General features: G+C 55.3%; 13 protein-coding genes, 2 pseudogenes and 1 riboswitch. Of the genes and pseudogenes, 10 read left to right on the forward strand and 5 right to left on the reverse strand.

Annotated features, from left to right (window positions below; translation table 11 throughout):
- Window positions 1-1,008: 1,008 nt before the first annotated feature.
- From LKE65_RS07910 to LKE65_RS07920, 3 genes are all read right to left on the reverse strand, one after another.
- Window positions 1,009-1,839, reverse strand: coding sequence for a hypothetical protein (locus LKE65_RS07910; RefSeq protein WP_278740920.1), 831 nt, complete (start codon window positions 1,837-1,839; stop codon window positions 1,009-1,011).
- Between the two features lie 178 nt (window positions 1,840-2,017).
- Window positions 2,018-3,388, reverse strand: coding sequence for a solute carrier family 23 protein (locus tag LKE65_RS07915; RefSeq protein WP_278740921.1), 1,371 nt, complete (start codon window positions 3,386-3,388; stop codon window positions 2,018-2,020).
- Window positions 3,372-3,875, reverse strand: a complete 504-nt coding sequence (locus LKE65_RS07920) for a nucleoside deaminase (RefSeq protein WP_244896382.1) — start codon at window positions 3,873-3,875, stop codon at window positions 3,372-3,374. The genes LKE65_RS07915 and LKE65_RS07920 overlap by 17 nt, the downstream gene beginning before the upstream one ends.
- A 125-nt stretch (window positions 3,876-4,000) precedes the next feature.
- Between LKE65_RS07920 and LKE65_RS07925 the strand changes: the two genes are divergently transcribed.
- Window positions 4,001-4,897: a LysR family transcriptional regulator gene (locus LKE65_RS07925; RefSeq protein ID WP_278740922.1), complete on the forward strand. Its 897-nt coding sequence runs from the start codon at window positions 4,001-4,003 to the stop codon at window positions 4,895-4,897.
- 165 nt (window positions 4,898-5,062) lie between these two features.
- Complete coding sequence (locus LKE65_RS07930; protein ID WP_233129042.1) at window positions 5,063-5,446, forward strand: hypothetical protein; 384 nt, start codon at window positions 5,063-5,065, stop codon at window positions 5,444-5,446.
- A 64-nt stretch (window positions 5,447-5,510) separates the two neighbouring features.
- On the opposite strand, the gene nfsB is transcribed toward LKE65_RS07930, so the two are convergent.
- Both nfsB and LKE65_RS07940 read right to left on the reverse strand, forming a co-directional pair.
- Complete coding sequence (gene nfsB, locus LKE65_RS07935) at window positions 5,511-6,161, reverse strand: oxygen-insensitive NAD(P)H nitroreductase (protein ID WP_086645520.1); 651 nt, start codon at window positions 6,159-6,161, stop codon at window positions 5,511-5,513.
- A 191-nt stretch (window positions 6,162-6,352) separates the two neighbouring features.
- A complete protein-coding gene (locus tag LKE65_RS07940; protein WP_253528683.1) occupies window positions 6,353-8,149 on the reverse strand; it encodes a diguanylate cyclase in 1,797 nt (598 codons plus the stop codon).
- A 268-nt stretch (window positions 8,150-8,417) separates the two neighbouring features.
- Between LKE65_RS07940 and LKE65_RS07945 the strand changes: the two genes are divergently transcribed.
- The 8 genes and pseudogenes from LKE65_RS07945 to LKE65_RS07975 all read left to right on the forward strand — a co-directional run bounded on the left by LKE65_RS07945 (window position 8,418) and on the right by LKE65_RS07975 (window position 15,563).
- Window positions 8,418-8,930 carry a sigma-70 family RNA polymerase sigma factor gene (locus LKE65_RS07945; protein ID WP_095349358.1) on the forward strand — a complete coding sequence of 171 codons (513 nt, stop codon included), beginning with the start codon at window positions 8,418-8,420 and terminating at the stop codon, window positions 8,928-8,930.
- Window positions 8,931-9,062: 132 nt separating this feature from the next.
- A pseudogene (locus LKE65_RS13550) lies at window positions 9,063-9,149 on the forward strand (hypothetical protein); the annotation flags it as partial.
- A 219-nt stretch (window positions 9,150-9,368) separates the two neighbouring features.
- A pseudogene (locus tag LKE65_RS13555) lies at window positions 9,369-9,992 on the forward strand (FecR family protein); the annotation flags it as partial.
- Window positions 9,993-10,418: 426 nt separating this feature from the next.
- Window positions 10,419-12,593: a TonB-dependent siderophore receptor gene (locus LKE65_RS07955; protein ID WP_408744094.1), complete on the forward strand. Its 2,175-nt coding sequence runs from the start codon at window positions 10,419-10,421 to the stop codon at window positions 12,591-12,593.
- A 149-nt stretch (window positions 12,594-12,742) separates the two neighbouring features.
- Window positions 12,743-12,843: riboswitch (yybP-ykoY riboswitch) on the forward strand.
- 87 nt (window positions 12,844-12,930) lie between these two features.
- Window positions 12,931-13,518: a manganese efflux pump MntP gene (locus tag LKE65_RS07960; RefSeq protein ID WP_278740925.1), complete on the forward strand. Its 588-nt coding sequence runs from the start codon at window positions 12,931-12,933 to the stop codon at window positions 13,516-13,518.
- A 149-nt stretch (window positions 13,519-13,667) separates the two neighbouring features.
- Window positions 13,668-14,885 (forward strand): GTP-binding protein, encoded by a 1,218-nt coding sequence (locus LKE65_RS07965; protein ID WP_278740926.1) that lies wholly within the window; start codon window positions 13,668-13,670, stop codon window positions 14,883-14,885.
- Window positions 14,882-15,217 (forward strand): DUF6525 family protein, encoded by a 336-nt coding sequence (locus LKE65_RS07970; protein WP_278740927.1) that lies wholly within the window; start codon window positions 14,882-14,884, stop codon window positions 15,215-15,217. Before LKE65_RS07965 ends, LKE65_RS07970 begins: the two co-directional genes overlap by 4 nt.
- A 94-nt stretch (window positions 15,218-15,311) precedes the next feature.
- Complete coding sequence (locus tag LKE65_RS07975; RefSeq protein WP_086645514.1) at window positions 15,312-15,563, forward strand: hypothetical protein; 252 nt, start codon at window positions 15,312-15,314, stop codon at window positions 15,561-15,563.
- Window positions 15,564-15,708 lie beyond the last annotated feature (145 nt).

Genomic DNA, 15,708 nt, shown 5'->3' on the forward strand with positions numbered 1-15,708 from the left:
CTGGAGGCGAGTCATGCGGTAGCGTTGATGGCCACCATGGATCATGGCAGGAGGCATACGTCTTTGCTTCTCGTTCATGTACACTAAAACTCGACTCATCTACCTTCTTCTTCGGGTAGCGGTGCGGCCGATAAGCACCTTAGTGTGTGTAGAGACAGAAGTTACAAACTCCTGCAATTCAATTATTTTGTTGTCTGTGCAGTTCAATAAGTCTGCTATGGCAATAGTTTATTGCCGAACCTTTTGGTGAGCCGCGTGCATTATTATTTGATTAGAGATTGTCCTGTGCGCTTCCTATATGTATGCGTTAAATATCGTTAATGCAGTTCGAGAGCTTGCAATGGCCACACGGATTAAACTTCGGCACAAAGATACCGGTATAGAGAAAGACGGGTTTTACGGTTTCTCGTGGACGACTTTCTTTTTTGGTGCGTTCCCATGTTTATTTAGGATGGATTTTATAACGTTTATTGGATTTTTTGTAATCCAATGCATTATAGGTGCATGCACAATAGGAATTGGTGTATTTATTACATCGTTTGTTTGGGCGTTTATTTATAATAAATATTACACGAGGAAACTATTGGAAAAAGGATATGTATTTGCAGATTCTCCCGAAAGAGTGACATTTGCTAAAATGGCTTTAGGTATAGCTTAAAGCTTTGATGATATAGTCTGATTGTTTTGTTGGACAATCAGGCTGTATTATCGTGATAAGCCTGAAAATTCTGAATGACCAAGTCACTAACCGCCCAAAAGAGCGCTTAGTCTGTTCGTTGTTGCTCTGTAGCCAGACAGCCACGCCGCATGCATTTGCGGTGCTGGAACTCTCCGCTACCATCCCATGACCGCTGGCGCTGCCATGGTCCCCATTTATGCCCGAGGATGCGGCAGATCATGCTTGTTGCAAACCATCTCATGGGTTTTTCTTAACCGCTTTTTTCGTAAAAAGTCCAGAGAGTCAGCTTTTCCATTCCCCGCCTGTTGGTGCGTCAGTTTGCGCTGTGGTTATTGTCCGCTCAGGGACGGGCTCATCTGATCTACGGCTTCAAGAGCATTCCGTATGCTCTGGAGGTCGGTATCGGCTGGGGCGTCTGTTTTCTTCTGGTGGTGCCTGTTTGCGGGGAGCAGTGCTTTAATCTGTGCGGCTAACCCCCGTACCGATTGTGCAAAGTCCTGATCTTCGCTGTTTTTTGTGTTTGTTGCGTTGGTGGGTGAGGTCTCGGCCGGTGCGCTATCCGGCGTGGCGCTGCTTTGGTCCGTAGCGGCATCGGTCTGTTGTGTTTGCGTGGTCGCGTTGTTTTGCTCAGGGGCATCCTGTGTATTGGACGGTTCTTGCGCTGTGCCTTGTGGGGTTGCCAGCAAGGCATTGCCCATGGCGGCATTGCTGCCGCCACTTTGCGTATATTGGGCAACGGCAGCAGCCAGTTGCCGTGCAAGCTGTGCCAGAGCCTGCGCCAGTGCTTTGGGCGACATGAATGCTTTAAACTGCACCAGCAGGCGTATCTGCGCCTTGAGAATATTAACCTGATCTTCTGCCTGCTTTTTGGCGGAAGCGTGGCTTGATTTGGCAAGCTGATCCAGCCTGCTCAGTGCCTCCTGTGCGGAGGCGAGATACGCGCTGGTGGCAGAGGACGAGTTTGCTAAAAAATCAATGCCAGCCTGAGATAATGTTATTTGCACAGGGTCTTCTGCGCCCGACTGCCCTGCCGTGCTGGAAGGGGTGCCGTCTGCGGCGGTGGTGGTGGCTGCACTGCTCGTGTTGAGTGCCGTATTGTAGGACCCAGCCGTGTGGGAGAAGCCCCTATGAGCAGTCTGGGCTGTGTTGAGAGTTGTCATGGAAAGGTCCTGCCATACGTCAATGTCGTACAGCATGGGCAGAAGGGATTATTAAAAAGTTAAAAGCGTTGGGTGAAGTTGGCAGGGGAGTTCGGGCAACGGTCACGTTGTTCTGGCTGGGGGCGTTATTGCAGGAATATGGTGTTGGCTATCGCACTGGTTTTTCTGGCCAGCATATTCACAGGTTTTGCCTGTTGAGGGACAGAATAATGTTGAGCGCTATGGCGCTCAGGCAGCCCGTAACAACGGGAGATTGCAGGATGGGCTGAGCCCACTGGGGCATGAAAATAAAAAAATCCGGCTTGAGCACAATAGTCATGGCCAGAACAATACTGACCGAAGCAACAATAAAAGGTCTGTTCCCCGGCTGTAGTTTTTGCGTGCCCAGTATCTGTATGCCAACCATCATCAACGAGCCAAAAATCATCAGCCCCGCACCTCCTGCAACGGCAGGGGGAATGGCCGCAACTGCTGTTGCCAGAAAGGGGGAAAGCCCCAGACCAAACAGCAAAGCTCCGGCCAGAGCCACAATCCAACGGCTACGCACCCCTGTAATGCCCAGCAGGGCTACGTTTTCGGAAAAAGCGGTATAGGGGAACGACCCCATAATCCCGCCCAGAAGCGTTGCCACCCCATCGGCCCGCAACAGCCTGCTGACCAACCCCGGCGTAGCAGGGCGTCCGGTCATGGTGCCGACAACAACTGCATCGCCAATGGATTCAACCCATGTAATGGCAACAATAACGATCATGCTCAGTGAGGGCATGATATGAAAAATCGGCCACCCTAGCGGGAAGGGCGGCACAGGTGCCAGCAGTGGGGGCATGTTGCTCAGATGTGGTGTTATCTGACCCATGGCAAAGGCCACAGCCAGCCCCACACCCACGCCAATAATAACCGCAAGGTTTTTAAATACCCCATGCCCCGCAATGGATAAACCAATTGCGCAGGCAAAGACGCTCATGGCGACAAGCATGTTTTTTCCCGCCTGTAAGCCTGTGCCCGCGGCTATTTCGTTCACCGCCACAGGCAGGAGGCTAAGCCCCATAATGGTCAGGGCGGTGCCAACCACAAGGGGAGGGAAAAGGCGCATGACATACCGCCCCAGAGGGGCCGCAAGGATAGCGGTCAAACCTGCAATAATTACCGCGCCATAAACCGTGCGCAGGCCTTCGTTCTGCTGGCTGTGAGCAAAAGCGGGGGAGGAGGCAATGCCCACCACGCAGGACACCGTTGCAAACGAGACGCCCTGCATAAGGGGGAGGCGTGCGCCCAGCCAGCGTGTGCCAATTGTTTGCAGCAGAGTTGCAATAGCGCTGGTGAGCAGGTCCGCCTGAATCAGAATTGCCGTTTGTGCCGCAGGTAATGCCAGCACACGCCCGATAACAAGGGGGACCGTAATAGCCCCCATATACATGACCATAACGTGCTGCACGGCCAAAGGCAGCATACGTGTGATGGGCAGAACCTCATCCACGCCGGTTGGGGCAGGGTGTTGGGGCTTCTGGGGCGTGGTGGCGTAGGGCATGTTTTTACCAGAACCCTTCATGCACATGGGCAATTCTGGCTTCCATGTCCTGCACCGGGCCAACAACAACAACCTTGCGTTGTCCTGCGTCCAATACCTGTGTGCAGGGCATGTTCATGGTCAGGTTTTCGGGGTTGTTCCCTGTCAGGCTGGCCAGACGTTTTTCGGTCATGCCGTAAACAAGCCGCCCGATCCCGGCCCAGTACAGGCCGCCTGCGCACATGCAGCATGGCTCCACGGATGTGACCAGCGTGCAGGTGGACAGGGCTTCTGCCGTAAACAGGCTTGCTGCCTTGCGGGCCACGTTCAGTTCCGCATGGCCGGTGCCACGGTCCGTGGCGGCGGTGTTCCCTGATTCCAGCAGGATTTTTCCATCAGCCGTGGCCAGCAGAGCACCAAACGGATGGTTGCCGGTTTTACGGCTTTCTTCTGAAATCTGTATGGTTCTTTCAAGCAATGCCCGGTCTGTGGCGGTCAGGTCGGGTGGCAGTAAGGTATTTTTTGGCACGGGCGCGCTCCCCTAAAAAACATGGCAAGGAAGCCTGAACATTAGACATTGTCTTTTTGTTATTGTAGCGCAATGAGTTGTTAGCGGTGTTCTGATTTTTTATACACAAGGGGGAAACAGGAAGAATGTCCGCCTTCTCGCGCGAGTTGCTCTCTTTTGTGGAAATCAGCCGCCACAACTCGGTCCGTCGGGCCGCAGAAGTGCTGAATGTTGCGCCCTCCGCACTCATCCGGCAGATGCAAATGCTCGAACGCGCCTTTGGGGCTCCGTTAATGGCCCGCACGCCCCAAGGCTCCAGCTTGACCGATGCCGGTAAAAAACTGCTCGAACAGGCAACACGCTGGATTGATGCGGAGCGTGAGCTGCGTGCCGTTATCTCGCGCCCCAATGCCACAGGCATGCGCGTGGGTATTATGGAATGCCTGCTGCCATTTGTTATGGCCCAACCGGAACTGCGTACCGGCACACTGATCCTGAAAATTATTGTGTCGGATACCAGCACCCTTTTGCAACAGCTCCGCTCGGGGGAGCTGGATGTGGTTATTGCTTTTAACGTGCTGGATGATCAGGACATCCATATTCATAAAAAGCGTGAATATGACATTGGTTTGATCACGGCTCCGGGGTTTGCTCCTGCAGGGGGCACGGAGGCCGACCTGTTATCCGCCTGTGCAGATTTGCCTTTGTGCCTGCCAGATGGCTCGCTTTCCATCTGGCCAAGGCTGGAGGGCGCGTTTACGCGCATGCGTGTGCAACCCAGAGTAATGATGGATACAAATTCGGTCCGGCTTATCCGTGATTACATAAAGCAAGGTGAGTGCATGGGTTTTCTGACATGGCTGGATGTTGTGCAGGATGTGTCATCGGGGGATTTATCGTTCCATGCTCTGGATAACCTGCGGTTGAACGAAACATTGTGCCTGTGCACGCGGCATGTGGCGGGAGAGGTTATGCCTGTCATGGCAACCCTTGCACGCATGTTTGATGCGCTGCCGCAAACGGGCACGCTCATGCCCGGCTGAGCGGGAAGCCCCTTATGGTATGCGTTATGCGGGCTTGTGCCGGTTTTGTGGGGTGCATACATGCTTTGTGCGCCAGTGGGCCCCTGCGGTTAGGTAGGTCATGGCCGGGTATGGTAGTATCAGCAGCCATGTGCCCATGGGGCAGGAATATGGAAGGCACGGACCATGCGTAAACAGCTTATAAGTCTTGTTCTGGGCGGTGTGCTTGCCGTGTGCTCGGTTCCTGCCATGGCGCAGGATAATGAGGAGGACGGGGACTATAAGGCGTTGATGCAGAAGACGACCAATAACGCCAACGGGATTTGTATAGATTACCTCAACTCCGAGCATGAAGATTATTCAGGCGATAAAATGAGTGAGTCCCGTCCGCCGGATGAGGTTACAAAAGGCCTGTCCAAAGCCATAAGGGACGAATGCCAGAAACACCCCAAGGAGCGGGTGGGCAAGGCCGTTACCAATGTTAAAACAGCCTATGCGCACGAACTTGCGCAAATTATTAAAAAAATGAAAATCAATGATGACCCGATCAACACCAATGGCGGGTCATAATTCCCCCCATTTGTGGGGGGAATACCCCCTCCCTGACCGGAATGGCGCAGGAGGGGAGGGGCCGTCAGATGTGCGAGAAGATGGCTTTCTCGGGCAGGCGGGATTTGGGGAGCTTGGCATTGAAGTCAGCATCCGAATGGTAGCCAAGAGCCACAATAACGGCTGGTGACAGGCCTTTTTCCGCCAGTTCCAGTTCTTTGCTCAGAATGGCAGCATCAAAGCCTTCCATCGGGGTGGCGTCCACGCCAAGGAGTGCCGCAGACAAAAGCAGAAAACCCTGAGCAATATAGGTCTGTTTTTGTGTCCATGTGGCAACATCCCCGGCCTGTTCATGCAACCCTACAAACCCGGAGCGCCCTTTGTGCGCCAGCGCGCGGGCATCTGCATCGGCGTAGCGGCCATCGGCCTGTTCCTGGTCTGCAAGGGTTTGCAGGTATTCTGGTGGCAGCGTGTTGCGCGCACTCAGCACAATAACGTGCGAGGCATTCAGAACCCGGGGGGCATTAAAGGCAAAGGTGCCGCTGGTGGATTTGGCAATACGGGCTTTGCCCTCGGCCGTATCGGCCACAAAAAAGTGCCATGGCTGGGAGTTAACGGAGGAGGGGCTGTAACGCAGGGCTTCCAGCAGTTGCGCGACGACTGGGGCCGGTATCTTGCGCTCGCTGTCATATGCCTTGGTTGTATGGCGGTGTTTGAGAGTGTGCAGAAGGTCCATGATTCTGTCCTACGTTCCCCGGTATTATCCTGCGCATGCATGGCCCGCAGCGTGGCAACGGGTGCTGCCCTGCGCAGGGCGCTCTGGCGCGTCAGGCGGTATGTTGCTCCCACCTAGAGTGGGTCGGATCGCGCGGGAGATCAAGAGGGAGGCGGAGGTGCGTTCTGGCGTTGCTACGTTTGTGCGCGCTTTCAGCCGACAACAATACGGTCCCGCCCGTCCTTTTTGGCCTGATACAGCGCGGCATCCGCCTTGCGGATAATGGCGGTTGTTTCCGTCGGTAAGGATTTGTCCCACATGGCCACACCGAACGACATGGTGGTTTTGCCCAGAACGCGGCCATTGTAATGCAATTCCAGCCGGGACAGGCTTGCCCGCAGGTTTTCCACCCGCTGGATAAGCGTGTTCAGCGGGTGGGAGGTTGTGATGATCAGGAACTCCTCCCCACCAAAGCGGCAAACAATGTCATTACTTCTGAAGGAGTTCTGGATTTCATTGGCAATGGTGCGCAGGACCATGTCCCCCGCATCATGCCCGAATTCATCGTTAATGTGCTTGAAATGGTCAATATCGGCCATAATCAGGCCCAGTGCGGTGTTGTTCCGGCTGGCGGTGGCAATTTCGGCGTTCAGGGTTTCTTCCATGTAACGGCGGTTGTATAGGCCGGTCAGCGGGTCATGGATTGTTTGTTCCAGCAGGTCTTTCTGCAGGTTCTGGTTGACCAGAGCAGAGGCAATGTTTTCCACCAGTGCAACAAGGCGGAAGCGGTTTTCCTCCGCGACATGGCTTTGCAGGTACAAAAGCCCCACAACCTCGCCACTCGCAAACAGGGGTTCGCAATGATAAATGCTGACATTGCTATCCACATGCTGGCAGCTTACATCCCCGCCGGGGGTGTTGACGGAGTGGCTCTGCCCCAGCCGTAGCGCCCAGCAGGAGGAAGGATGTAACCCCTCGCAGCCAACGGGTGTGCTGCTGCCCCAGTGTGCAATACGTTCAAGCTGGTTTGTGGTGTGGTTATGTGTGTATAGTGCGCCGGGTATGCCGGGCAGCACGCGGGGCACAAAAGCGCAGATAATGGCCGAAAGTTCATCGCTGGTGCGGGCCGCTTGCAGGCGGTGTGCCATTTCCCCCAGCAGTTCCATGGCCTCGTTGTTGCGTTTGAGTTCGGTATTGGCCTTGAGCAGTTTATAGTCGCTGGCTTCCTGCGCCTGCATGGCGGCGTCCAGGCGTTCGGCCATGGTGTTGTAGCCTTGGGCCAGCATATCAAATTCGGTGCAGCCCATCTGGTCATCCACACGCACGGTGCGGTTGCCGTTCCCGAAGTCGGACATGGCCCGCACAATCTGGCTGACGGAACGGCGCATGCCGTTGAGCACAAAATACAGAAGCCCATTGACCAGCAGAACAATAATCAGGCACCCGCCGATAACCAGATTTCTGTTCCATGTGACATGCGCCCTTGCCGTGGCTTCCCGCGCAATGAGCAGTTCCTGCTCTGTCTGGCGGATTTCATCAGCTTTTTGGGCAATAATGGCCATGTTTACCCGGCCCTGACCAATAATAACCCGCGAGCGGGCCTCATCAAACCGGCCCTGACGGGCCAGTGCGATCTGCTTGGTCAGGGTGTCCAGCCGTTCGTTGGTAGCAATTTGCAGGCTTTGTGCCCGTTCGTGCTGGATGGGGTTATCCTGCACCAGTTGTTCAAGCATGTTGACCTTGGCGAGGGCAGACGCAACGCGGTCGTCAAAATCCTTGGCAAAGGAGGGGTCCGTGGTCAGCAGGTAGCCGCGTTCCTCGGCCTGGGCCTCGCGCAGGTCGGACAGGGTTTCAGAGACAATTTCGGTAATTTTCTGCCTGTGGGCGTTCCATTCAAAGCTGGAGATCATGCTGTTGGAAGCGGAAAGCAGCAACCCGGAAAGACAGACCAGATTAACACTGACGATGGAGCCGACAAAGACGATCCGGGATGTAAGGGAATGGAGCAAAATAATCTCTTTTAATTCTAAGATTTTGCGCAAAATATAGAAGATATTTTGGTTTTTCAATTACGTTTTGGCAATTTTGCAAGAATGTCATGCAGTTATACGTCATGATTTCATTCATTATTGCAGATCAGATAAAGCAGATGCGTATAGATGCCTGCCACACCGCCACCTATGTGCGAAGGAGAGGGGGTAAAAGAGTGCTAATTGATATTGAGTTGCATATGCGGTATTGGGGCTGCATCGTCAGTCTCCCAGAGTTCCTAGGCTTATGCGGTCCAACGCGTTTACCCTGTCTCAACTCCTGATTTCCCAGCGTTCCGTGTTTGTCCGCATGGTCAAACAGATCGTGGGAAGCCGCCCGGAGGCCGAGGATGTGGTGCAGGGGTTGTGGATCAAGCTGCAGGGCGTGGAGGACGACCGCTCCATAGAAAACCCGCAACCCTACCTTGTTCGGCTTGCGCTTAATTCTGCCAAAACGCACAAGATGCGCCTGAAACGCCACGATCAGGCCAAGCAGGACGCGCAGGACCTGCTGCATGGCAGCCGGGAGAGTTTTTCCCCCGAACGGGTAACAATGGGGCGCGAAGATATTGAGCATATGGATAACGTGATAAGGGCCTTGCCCGAACGCACACGCTATATTCTTTACTTGAACAGAATTCAGGGCGTGCCCCAGCAGCGCATTGCGGTGGAGCTGGGTATTTCCACCACATCGGTAGAGCGGCATATGCGCCGTGCGCTGGATAGTATTGCCCTGAGCCGGGACGCCGGACCTTCCTGAGAGCTATTGTTCAGGAAAATGCAGCATTTTTATAAAACTATGCTGTCAATATATATTGGTATTAAGAAATAGGTCTGTTGCGTGTCCGCTCAAAGTTCTCAGTCTCCAGCACGAATCAAGGCCCGCGAATGGGTGGTTGTGCTGGCGTCTGGCCATACGTCCCCCCAGAGCGTTGCTGCCGTAAAGGCATGGCTGGCCGAAGCGGAGGAGCACAGGCAGGCGTTTGATGCAGAGCGGCAGCTCTGGCAGGAACTGCATCTGTTTGAACAGGTTCTGGCTCAGGCGGAACCCCAGCTCCGGTGCAGGCCCGTTCAACCCCGAAGGGCATGGAAGCCCGCAAAACGCTGGGCGTTTGCGTTGCCTGTCATGGCCGCATTGGGAGTGGCACTGTTTTTTGCCCCCGATATTATGCTGCATCTGCGCGCGGATTACCTGACCCATGCGGGGGAGGTAGCAACCTATACCCTGCCCGATGGCACCAGTCTGGCGCTGGATGCGCAATCTGCCGTTGCCCTGCATTTTTCCCCCACGGAACGCAGGGTGGAACTGCTGGCAGGCCGGTTGTGGGTGGATGTGCAACATCAGGATACAAGGCCCTTCCGGGTTGTGGCGGCCGATGGTGTTACGCAGGATGTGGGCACGGCTTTTTTTGTCGGGCAGGATAAAAACCGGGTGGATATTGCGGTTACTCAGGGCCGCGTGCTGGTGGGCAAGCAGGATGCAGCCATGCAAACGGACCTGCAGGTAGGGCAGGCGGCGCATTACCTGCGTGGCGGCGCCGTCATGCGTGACCCCGCCGTGGACCCAGAAGATATAGCCGCTTGGCGGTATGGTGAACTGGTTATACGGAACCAGAGCGTGGCCGATGCCTTGCGGCTTATTGCGCGTTACCGCCGCGGGCCAACATGGGTCTGGGCCAATACCGCTGGAATGGACCGGGTGGATGCCGTGCTACGGAATGACCACCCGGATGATGCCATTTTATCCCTTATTAACGGGCGGGGGTTAAAGCTGACCCACCTGCCGGGCAACGGATTGCTTATTACATCTGGCTCTCGCTGATTTTTTTTGCGTTCAGGGGGTGGGTAAATACGCCCGACGTGAGTCTTACCTCTGTATGCAGGGAGTTGCGAATGCATCTCACTGTCGGTTCTGGCTGTTCCTGCCATAGCCCGATGGTTGTTTGTCAGGTGAAAGATGCATCACATTTTGTTTGGTCGCCGCTTAAAAAACGTGTCTGTTGGCTGGTACGCTCTGGGTGGGTTGCTGTGCAGCGCTACGGCAAGTCTGCCCGCCATGGCGCAGACAGCGCCCCTATCCGGAGTGGGAGTGCATACGTTCCATATTGCATCCCAGCCTCTGGCTGCGGCCATCCGCCAGTTTTCACGCCAGTCGGGTGTGCAGGTTTCTGTGCCCACATCCCTTGTGCGCAATCTGGTCTCGGGGGAGGTGTCCGGCACATTGAGCGCGCCTGATGCGCTGGGCAAAATGCTGGCAGGCACAGGGCTGAGCTTCAAAAGCACGGCTCCAACCTCTGTAGCACTTGTGCAAGGGGGCACCGTGGCGGCTCCAGTAGGCCGGGCAAAGAGCGAGAGTGTGGATGTTGTCGGCCGTGCGCGTACAGCCAGCACCATGGCGTCCTCCGGCACCAAAACAAATACGCCGCTGGTTAATACGGCGCAGTCCATAACGGTGATCAGCCGGCGTGAAATGGATAACCGTGGCGTGTTAAGCCTTAACCAGGCCATACGCTACATTGCCGGTGTGCTGCCCGACCAGCGTGGCGCAACCGCATCGCGCTATGACCAGTTTACCCTGCGTGGCTTTACGGTTCCCACCTTTCTGGACGGGCTTAAGGAGCAGGCCAGCCCCACCGGCTATGCAACGGCCCAGACCGATACCTCGCGGCTGGACCGCATAGAGGTGCTCAAAGGTCCGTCTTCCGCTCTTTACGGGCAGTCCAGCCCCGGTGGGCTGGTTGCCCTGTCCAGCAAACTGGCCACGGCAGACAAGTTTTATGGCAGCCTGACAGCAACCGGCGGCAGTTTTGACCTGTACCGTGTGGATGGAGATATAGGCGGGTGGGCCACAAAAGACGGTTTTGTGCGCTACCGCCTGTATGGCACGGTTAATGGTTCGGACAGCCAGCTCAGCCAGACCGTTAACCGGCGCTACAGCATAAGCCCGACGGTAACATTTGGGGGGGATGGCCCAACAACCTTTACGCTGCTGGGCAATTACCAGTACGACCCCAAAAGTGGGGCTTATGGGTCAGTGCCGCTGCAGGGGTCTTTGAAAAAAGCTGCTTTTGGCTACATTCCCCGCAATTTTTATGATGGGGAACGTTCTTACGAGGAGTTCGACCGTAACCACGGGGCCATTACCTATATCTTCAACCACGAGTTCAACAAAAACTGGAGTGTTGCATCGCGCGGGCGGTATGATGACATCCAGACAAAATACAAAAGCGTCTATAACAAGGGCGTTTATATGGACAGTGGCTACACCCGGCATATGGACCTTGAACAGTTGGGTGACTTCTCCCGCGGGATGATCTTTGCCAACGAGCGGATGCAAAATCTTGCATTCGATAGCCAGATCAAGGGGCGGTTCAACACGTCCATTCTGCATCATCAGCTCATGGTCGGGTTTGATTACCAGCAAAGCCACGCAACCGAGGTGGATGGCTGGGGCGATGCACCGGGCATTAACGTGCTGCACCCGCTTTACGGGCAGCCGCTTACAAACCCGCCGGTTGCCAGTAATTACGTCACCAACCAGCACCAGATCGGGCTATATGCACAAGACCAGATCCGGATTGAAAACCTGTATCTGACCGGCAGCCTGCGTAATGACTGGTACCATAGCGAGCAGAATGAGCGGGTCAGCAACCAGCGCACAACAGAAAGCCCGGGGCAGATCACCTTCCGCGCATCTGGCCTGTATCATTTTGACTTCGGGCTTTCGCCTTACATTTCATACGCCACGTCTTTTGAACCACAGGCCGGTCTGGTCTCCAATGATGGAGGGATTCACAAGCATCAGGCTGACCCCAGCATGGGTAAACAGCTTGAAGGCGGGTTAAAATACCAGATCCCCGGCCTGCCGGTTCTGCTCTCTGCTGCGGCATTCCATATTGAGCAGACAGGTGTTCTGGTCTCTGTCCCCAGCAGTGACTATTCCACCCAGAGCGGCAAAGTGCATTCGGATGGCTTTGAATTTGAAGCGCATGTGGAAGCCTATAAGGGGCTGGATGTGACAGCCGCCGTAAGCACGCAGCGCGTCAAAGACGATTCAACAGGGCGGCCACTTATTGGCGCGAACCGGGGCAATGCATCGCTGTTTGCATTTTACACCATGCAGTCCGGTCGCCTTAAGGGGTTTGGCTTTGGGGGCGGGGTGCGCCATGTGGCCTCCTCCTACGGTGGCACGGCGTCCTATGGTGCGGTTACGGTGCCGTCCTATACGCTGTTTGATGGGTCGATCAGTTACGATATGTCTAACCTTGGGTCATCATTTAAGGGCTGGACGCTGCAGGCCAGCGTGCACAACCTCTTTAACAAGCGCTTTGTCTCCAGCTGCTATGCCGGAGCACCGTATTCTGAATGGTGCTGGTATGGAGAGCAGCGTAATGCGCAGGCCAGCGTAGGCTACACCTGGTAAAACCCGAACGGGGCGGGGGCTGCCCGGCTCCCAACCGGCCTGTAGGCTCTACGTTATCCACAGATTCTGAGGATGCTTGCGTGGGTAAGCCTGTGGATGAAAAGCGGATAAACACAGGGTTGCAATCTTGCCCGGCACTTGGTAGGCATCGCGCAGTCCTTGGGGAGTAGTTACCCTCAGTTTTGAGGGGCCTTCATCAACACACTTGGCCTTTTGGCCATGGTGGAGGCAGCGTTTTGCAAAAAACGCCAGGCAAGACCAACGGCAGAGGAAGCCCCAGTTGTGGCCGGGGGATTTCTGTCTGCTGTTTGTGTTTCTTGCGGCCCGTGGAATCTTCATGACCGGTTTTTTCACGCTGGGTGTTCTGGGGCTCAGCCTGTCGGTGGATGCTTTTGCTGCGGCTGTTGGCAAAGGGGCAAGCGAGCAGACTGCCCGTTTGAACGATGCCGTGCGCATAGGCGCGGTTTTTGGTTTTTTTGAAGCCATAACACCAGTCATCGGCTGGGTTCTGGGGTTGGCACTCAGCACATGGATTGCAGCGGTTGACCACTGGATTGCCTTTGGCCTGCTGCTGGCCATTGGGGGCAACATGATCCGTCTTGCCGTGCGGGGGCAAGAGCAGACCCAGCCAGATCAGGTTGTGGATCAGGCATCGCCGCGGCGTGGGGTGCTTGGTCTGGTCACAACCGCACTGGCTACCAGCATAGATGCAACGGCTGTGGGGGTTAGCCTTGGTGTCATGCAGGTGAATATTCTGTCTGCCTGCCTGATTATCGGCGGCATTACAACCGTTGTGGCCACAATGGGGGTGATCATTGGCCGGCATGCCAGCGTGTGGATTGGCCGTTACGCAGAAATTCTGGGCGGATGTGCGCTGACCGGCATAGGCTGTTCCATTCTTTATACGCATCTCAGCGCGCCATAAGGCGGGTATGGGCGGGGCAGGGCATGGGTGCATGTCTGCCCCGGGGCTGCTTTGCCTGCAGGTTGGCGCTTTAATTTCAAGCCATAATTGTTATGTTATACTGTAACGTATATACCGGAGGGAGTATGCCGCAACAATAAGGTTCTCCCATGCCCGACAGGCTGCCCGTTACCGTTTTGTCCGGTTTTCTTGGTGCCGGAAAAACAACCTTGCTCAATTACATTCTGAATAACCGCACAGGCCGCAAGGTCGCGGTCATTGTGAATGACATGAGCGATGTGAACATAGACGCCGATCTGGTGCGCGACGGGAGCAACCTCTCCCGCACGGATGAAAAACTGGTGGAAATGAGCAACGGCTGCATCTGCTGCACCTTGCGTGATGACCTGCTGCAGGAAGTACGCAGGCTGGCCGAAGATGGTCGGTTTGATTACCTTTTGGTGGAATCAACCGGTATTGCGGAACCCCTGCCCATTGCCGCCACGTTTGAGTTCCGTGATGAAGCCGGTGCCAGTCTGGCGGACATAGCCCGACTGGATACCATGGTAACCGTTGTGGACGCGGTTAATCTTCTCAACGATTACGGCTCAACCGATTTTCTCAAGGATCGGGGGGAAATCGCGGGGGAGGATGATGAACGCGCTCTGGTTTCCCTGCTGGTGGAGCAGATTGAATTTGCAGATGTTGTTGTGCTCAACAAGGTTTCCAGCGCCACGCCCGAACAGCGCGTAGCAGCGCGCCAGATTATTATGAGCCTGAACCCAGACGCCGATATTGTGGAAACAGACAATTCCGTGGTGCCGTTGGACAGGGTTTTGAATACGCACCGCTTTGATTACGAGAAGGCTCATAAAAATCCATTATGGTACAAAGAGCTTTATGGGTTTGCAGACCATGTGCCCGAAACAGATGAATACGGTATCAGCAGTTTTGTTTTTAGGGCGCGTCGCCCATTTATTCCCGAAAAATTCAAGGCTTTTATAGATCATGCCTGGCCGGGTGTTGTGCGTGGTAAGGGGTATTTCTGGCTGGCGACCAGACCCATGTGGGTGGGGGAGCTGGGGCAGGCTGGAGCACTGGTGCAAACGCAGGCTACCGGGCACTGGTGGGTTGCCATTCCTCCTGAACATTGGCCGGAAGATACGGAATGGCAGGATATGCTGGTTTCCAGATGGGACCGGGTTTATGGCGACCGCAGGCAGGAGCTGGTGTTTATCGGCACGGCCGATATGGATGAAGCCGCTATTCGCGCCGCATTGAACGCCTGCCTTGTGCCAGATGCCGGGCAAACTCTTTTTGACGGAAGCATGTTTGCAAACCTGCCAGACCCGTTCCCCGCGTGGCAGACGGAGCCTGTGGAGCCATGACCCGCGCGCCAGCCGCCAGTAACGAACGCACCCTGCGCCACGAGGTCTGGCGCAGGTATGACGGCAACGACTGGCAAGCGTTTGATGCCTTGCCCCCCAGCATACGCCAGCGCGTAACCCAGCATAGTTACGATGCATGGTCCGTGAATGTGCTTATGCTCTGGCGGCATTACAAACGGAGTTATGGCCGCACGGCACGGGCCGAAAAAGCACTGATCCGCTACCTGGATTATTGTGAGCGGCTGGAGCGCGATGTGTTTGCCACGCGGTATGGGGAGCAATATGGCATGCCGCTCCCCCATATGGCGGCAGGATGCACCGTACAGCGGTAACGGCATGCGTATTGGTTGCGTGCATTATCGCCTTTGCCAGCGGCTGCATATATGATAGAACAAACAAAGAACATATTGCAGATGGAAAGCTAACATGGCGGTAGCAGAGCGGATCGTGTTTCAGCCATTTGTGTGGCAGGGAGCGGTATTGCGGGCGGGAGCACCCATTGTGTGCCCGAACGTGGAAGATGCACGCAGGCGCGTGGACAAAATCCGGGCCGGTATCCTGCATGTTGCCGGGGCCGTGGTCGTGCGCATGGATGTAGATGAAGACATAGGCGATTACGGGGAGCCCGAATATCTGGAACGGATCGGTGATACCCCCGGTGGGGAAGACGAGGACTAATCCGCCTCCAGCAATAGTCACAGCCAGTTGCTATGCCGCTCCGGTTTTTGCCGGGCATGACAAAGGGGTGATTGCGGGTGCGCAACACTCTGTAGGAACTGGCGCATCTTCCTGCTAAAGAGGGTGCATAAAGGCAGGGGGCAAC

Origin of the sequence: Acetobacter fabarum, assembly GCF_022483405.1 — a bacterium.
GTDB lineage: Bacteria > Pseudomonadota > Alphaproteobacteria > Acetobacterales > Acetobacteraceae > Acetobacter > Acetobacter fabarum.

Excerpts from the sequence above, each read along its gene's own strand:
- LKE65_RS07910 (WP_278740920.1), bottom strand. The coding sequence starts at position 1,839 with ATGACAACTCTCAACACAGCCCAGACTGCTCATAGGGGCTTCTCCCAC.
- LKE65_RS07915 (WP_278740921.1), bottom strand. The coding sequence starts at position 3,388 with ATGAAGGGTTCTGGTAAAAACATGCCCTACGCCACCACGCCCCAGAAG.
- LKE65_RS07925 (WP_278740922.1), top strand. The coding sequence starts at position 4,001 with ATGTCCGCCTTCTCGCGCGAGTTGCTCTCTTTTGTGGAAATCAGCCGC.
- LKE65_RS07930 (WP_233129042.1), top strand. The coding sequence starts at position 5,063 with ATGCGTAAACAGCTTATAAGTCTTGTTCTGGGCGGTGTGCTTGCCGTG.
- nfsB (WP_086645520.1), bottom strand. The coding sequence starts at position 6,161 with ATGGACCTTCTGCACACTCTCAAACACCGCCATACAACCAAGGCATAT.
- LKE65_RS07945 (WP_095349358.1), top strand. The coding sequence starts at position 8,418 with ATGCGGTCCAACGCGTTTACCCTGTCTCAACTCCTGATTTCCCAGCGT.
- LKE65_RS07955 (WP_408744094.1), top strand. The coding sequence starts at position 10,419 with ATGCTGGCAGGCACAGGGCTGAGCTTCAAAAGCACGGCTCCAACCTCT.
- LKE65_RS07960 (WP_278740925.1), top strand. The coding sequence starts at position 12,931 with ATGACCGGTTTTTTCACGCTGGGTGTTCTGGGGCTCAGCCTGTCGGTG.
- LKE65_RS07965 (WP_278740926.1), top strand. The coding sequence starts at position 13,668 with ATGCCCGACAGGCTGCCCGTTACCGTTTTGTCCGGTTTTCTTGGTGCC.
- LKE65_RS07970 (WP_278740927.1), top strand. The coding sequence starts at position 14,882 with ATGACCCGCGCGCCAGCCGCCAGTAACGAACGCACCCTGCGCCACGAG.
- LKE65_RS07975 (WP_086645514.1), top strand. The coding sequence starts at position 15,312 with ATGGCGGTAGCAGAGCGGATCGTGTTTCAGCCATTTGTGTGGCAGGGA.